This window comes from Streptococcus sp. 27098_8_113, assembly GCF_041432545.1.
Lineage (GTDB): Bacteria > Bacillota > Bacilli > Lactobacillales > Streptococcaceae > Streptococcus.
Map to the genome: position 1 here is coordinate 1 of NZ_JAPVZU010000026.1, position 4,093 is coordinate 4,093.

2 protein-coding genes and 3 pseudogenes are annotated in these 4,093 nt (G+C 44.9%); 1 reads left to right on the forward strand and 4 read right to left on the reverse strand.

Annotation, left to right across the window (positions count from 1 at the left end; all coding sequences use genetic code 11):
* The 3 genes and pseudogenes from O3644_RS09940 to O3644_RS09950 form a co-directional block, all read right to left on the reverse strand.
* Positions 1-265 (reverse strand): annotated as a pseudogene (locus tag O3644_RS09940) (small molecule-binding protein); the annotation flags it as partial.
* A 61-nt stretch (positions 266-326) separates the two neighbouring features.
* On the reverse strand, positions 327-1,226 hold the full coding sequence (locus tag O3644_RS09945; protein WP_048765404.1) for a YafY family protein: 900 nt from the start codon (positions 1,224-1,226) through the stop codon (positions 327-329).
* A gap of 332 nt (positions 1,227-1,558) precedes the next feature.
* Positions 1,559-2,431, reverse strand: coding sequence for a mechanosensitive ion channel family protein (locus tag O3644_RS09950; RefSeq protein ID WP_048764494.1), 873 nt, complete (start codon positions 2,429-2,431; stop codon positions 1,559-1,561).
* A gap of 163 nt (positions 2,432-2,594) precedes the next feature.
* On the opposite strand from O3644_RS09950, the pseudogene sstT reads away from it, so the two are divergent.
* Positions 2,595-3,811: pseudogene (gene sstT, locus O3644_RS09955) on the forward strand (serine/threonine transporter SstT).
* Between the two features lie 36 nt (positions 3,812-3,847).
* On the opposite strand, the pseudogene O3644_RS09960 reads toward sstT, so the two are convergent.
* Positions 3,848-4,093 (reverse strand): annotated as a pseudogene (locus tag O3644_RS09960) (prepilin peptidase); the annotation flags it as partial.

Sequence of the window (4,093 nt, forward strand, 5' to 3'; positions counted from 1 at the left end):
CAGCTTTTTCCCAGATTCCTTCCAAAGGATAGACCGTGAAATCCTTCACCTTATCCTCCGCCTCATCTTTCATCATGGATTTAAAGAGCATTTTTATGGAATAGGCCAGTGAATAAAGGGCAGATACCCGCTCGGAGAAATCCGCTTCATTGGGATTGCCCTCGCCTTCAATCACAATGAACTGTTGACTTGGCACCTCTACCAGCTCTGGCTTTTGCTTGGCCCCATAAAGACCTTTCTCACTCTTTCTCCATTCATATTTCATCTTGCTGCCTCCTTTTCTCTTCTTATCTATTAGTATACAAGAAAATACTTGACACCCTATGTCAGGTTTTATATTTTTCTGCCAGCTGATGAATCATTTCTTTCATTTTCACTCGGATTTCGGGCGGTTCTAAGACCTCCACAGCGTCTCCAAAGGACAGAATATAACTATATAGACGATGGTCGTTGGGAATGTCGATTTCTGTATACAGATTTCCTTCGGCATCTGTCCGAATATCTCCGCTTAGTTCATCATAAACCCTGAAGGCTACTTTGCGATCAAACTTGACTGTCAGTTTAATGGTATTTTCATAGGTCAGTTCTTTTTCCAAGACGACATCTTCAAAGCTGTCCTCAAATCTCTCCTCCAGCCGCTCCAGATTTTTCATCCTAGATAGTTTAAAATACCTGAATTCCTGTCGCAAGAGGCAAAAAGCATAAAGATACCAATTCTGACTTTTAAACAACAAGCGTACAGGCTTGACACGGCGATTTGTCTCCTGACCATCACTAGCTAAGTAAGAAAAAGAAACAAGATGCTTGCCTAGAATTGCAGTTTTCAATTGATGAAAGGTATCTTCATATGCTTTATTGTTTTGCCAGTGGTTAAAATCGATTTCGATCCAGTTGGGATTTTTGATTTGAAATAGCGCCGAAAGCTTTGTAAGTAGGTCACTCTGGTAAAGCTGGCTGGTGCTGTCCAGACCTTGCAGGGCTGCCATGATCTGCTCTTTCTCCTCCGCTGTCAGCAGAGACTTCCGCAAGACAAAATCCTCTGCGATTTCTATGCCGCCACCCTTTCCTTGCGTGGTATAAATCGGAATCCCAGCGCTGCTAAGAGAATCCACATCTCGATAAATAGTCCGAACCGAAACTTCGAATTTCTCGGCCAGCTCCGTTGCAGTCACTTTTCCTCTCTCCAAAATGTAGTACAATATCCGAAATAGTCGATTATTCTGCATGCCTGCTCCTTCTCCTCTTCCTATTATACAATACTTGCCATAGCATGTCATATTTAGGCAGGTTAGACCTAGGATAAGCTGTAATGAAAAAGAGAGTGGGACAGAAATCGGTAATTCGTTAGAATTCGATTTCGTCGTCCCACCTCCGCACAGTTGAGTAGGGCTGTAAAAGCTGATGGAATCAGCGTAGTAGAGCCCACTCAACCACTGCGTCTTGCTCGACAATCCAAAGACAATTGAGAGGCTAGGACTTTTGTCCCAGCCTCTTTTAGTGATTATAAACGTTATTTCCGATAGATGTTATTTGCCTTTGTTTCCCTGACCACATCTGGCTAAGCTTTGCCACTATTTCCTGTGACAGGGGCAAATGTTGGCAAAGCCACCCCCTCTTTTAGCAGGGCTTCATGGTAGAGCTTGTAGAAAACATGGTACAGACTCGCCTGCATACCGCTTGCAACGATTAAACTAATCCGAAAGTAAAACTGCCCGCTCGCAGTCATTTGCGGTCCCAAAATATCAGGTTCCTTCAAAACTTCTGGATGTTCTGGCACGGCTTCCTGATTGACAGCAGCGATAATCCGATAAATCTCATCCAAATCCGTCTCGGCATAGATAGGAATATCAATCAAAACCCGCATATCGCCACGGGAAAGATTGCTTACAACGGTGATATTTCGGTTGGGCACAAAGTGAAGAGTTCCGTCCGCATCGCGTACCTGCGTAGTCCGAATCCCAACACTGACAACCGTTCCTGCGATCTTGATAGCACCATTGGTCAAGCGAACATTGTCCCCTACATCCAATTGACGCTCTAAGAGAATAAAGAAACCGTTGACCAAGTCGGACAGAAAGCCCTGCGCTCCCATCCCAATGGCTACGCCGGCAATCCCTGCCCCAGCCAAAAGACTTGAGACCGGCATCCCCAAAATGGATAAAATCCAGTAGAACAAGAGAAAATAAAGAGCATAATTGAGCAAATTCTCAATCAGACGTGTAATGGTCTTTTGCCGAGCGACATCCTGCCGAGATAATTTCAAAGATGGCGCAATCAGTCTAGTCACAAACAGATGGAGAATTTTCTTAGCCACCCAAAATAGTAAACATAAAAAGACCAAGGAGACGAATTTCGAAAACACATCATCCAGAATAGCTGACCAGTCAAATTGCTGGAAATAGCGCGTAAAGACATTCCCATTAGCTGTCATTCTTTCCTCCTATGAGATACAAAAATCTTATTCATTATACCACAAAGGGCGGCGGATAATCATCAAAGCGGCCTTATTCTGTATAGGGTATACCAAAAAACATTGATTTTATACGACCTCTAGCGTATAATGGAAAGCAGTTTATTTTAGAAAGGGAGCTCCTATGTTTCATCGAATTCTTTCTGCTTGGAATCGCGCCAATCTTATCAAACGGATTTCTATTGGGATTGTCACAGGCACCCTGCTGGCTCTTATTCTCCCACAAGCCAGCGCCATTAGCCTCCTAGGACAAATCTTTGTAGGCGGTCTAAAAGCCATCGCACCACTGCTCGTTTTCACTCTCGTTGCCAATGCCCTATCTCAGCACCAAAAGGGACAGAAAAGCAATATGAAAACCGTCATTATCCTTTATCTAATCGGGACTTTTGCGGCTGCCCTTGTCGCTGTCCTCGCCAACTATGTCTTTCCTGTGACCATCGAGCTGACTGCTGCCAGCTCGGAGGTCAGTCCCCCAGAAGGCATCGGTCAGGTCCTGAGCAATCTCCTCCTCAACCTTGTCGATAATCCGATCAACGCTTTGAGCAAGGCTAATTATATCGGCATTCTGTCTTGGGCAGTCTCTTTGGAGTGGCTATGCGAGAAGCAAGCCAGCAAAGTAAAGAACTCTTGAAAACACTGGCAGATATTACTTCGAAGATTGTCGAATGGATTATCAATCTAGCCCCCTTTGGTATTTTAGGTCTGGTGTACACGACCATTTCTGGCAAAGGATTTGAGGCACTTAAGAGCTACGGCATGCTCCTTCTCCTATTACTGGGTTCCATGGCTCTTGTTGCGCTGGTCGTTAACCCCTTGATTGTCTTCATTATGCTTCGGAAAAATCCTTATCCACTGGTTTGGCGCTGCTTAAAAGTCAGTGGCGTCACTGCCTTTTTCACTCGCAGTTCGGCTGCCAATATCCCTGTTAATATGAAACTGTGTCGAGATTTAGGCCTTAATCCTGAAACCTACTCGGTCTCTATCCCACTCGGTTCTACTATCAACATGGCAGGAGCAGCGGTGACAATCAACACGCTTACCCTTGCAGCGGCCAATACACTGGGTATCCAAGTGGACTTTGGAACAGCACTTGTGCTTAGCGTCGTTGCAGCCATTTCCGCCTGCGGGGCTTCTGGAGTGGCTGGAGGTTCACTTCTCCTGATTCCTGTAGCTTGTAGCCTCTTTGGTATCCCAAATGATCTGGCTATGCAAGTCGTCAGCGTTAGTTTTGTCATCGGTGTCATCCAAGACTCTTGCGAAACCGCCCTCAACTCATCCACAGATGTACTTTTTACAGCTGTTGCTGAAATGAGCACCTGGCCCAAAGAAAAACGTTATTAAACAAAGCGCTGAGGCTGGGACAAAAGTCCTAGCCTCTCAATTGTCTTTACCAAACAAGAGACAGGGTACAAATGCTAGCCTGTCTTTTTTCTTTTTAAAGAAATAACAAGCGAGACCAGAGAAGCTAGCGATTTGGATGAGAATGAGAATTTCTGTCAGGCTGAAAATAGCAGAACAGGAAGCTAGAAAGAGAAAGTCGCCAGCACCGATGCGAAGATCATAAAAGAAGGCTAGAAGTCCTAGGGCTAAAAATAAGAGCATGAGCGGATTGATACCCGCTGT

Bases quoted from the DNA above. Each gene is read 5' to 3' on its own strand.
- O3644_RS09950 (WP_048764494.1), bottom strand. From the start codon at position 2,431: ATGACAGCTAATGGGAATGTCTTTACGCGCTATTTCCAGCAATTTGAC.
- O3644_RS09945 (WP_048765404.1), bottom strand. From the start codon at position 1,226: ATGCAGAATAATCGACTATTTCGGATATTGTACTACATTTTGGAGAGA.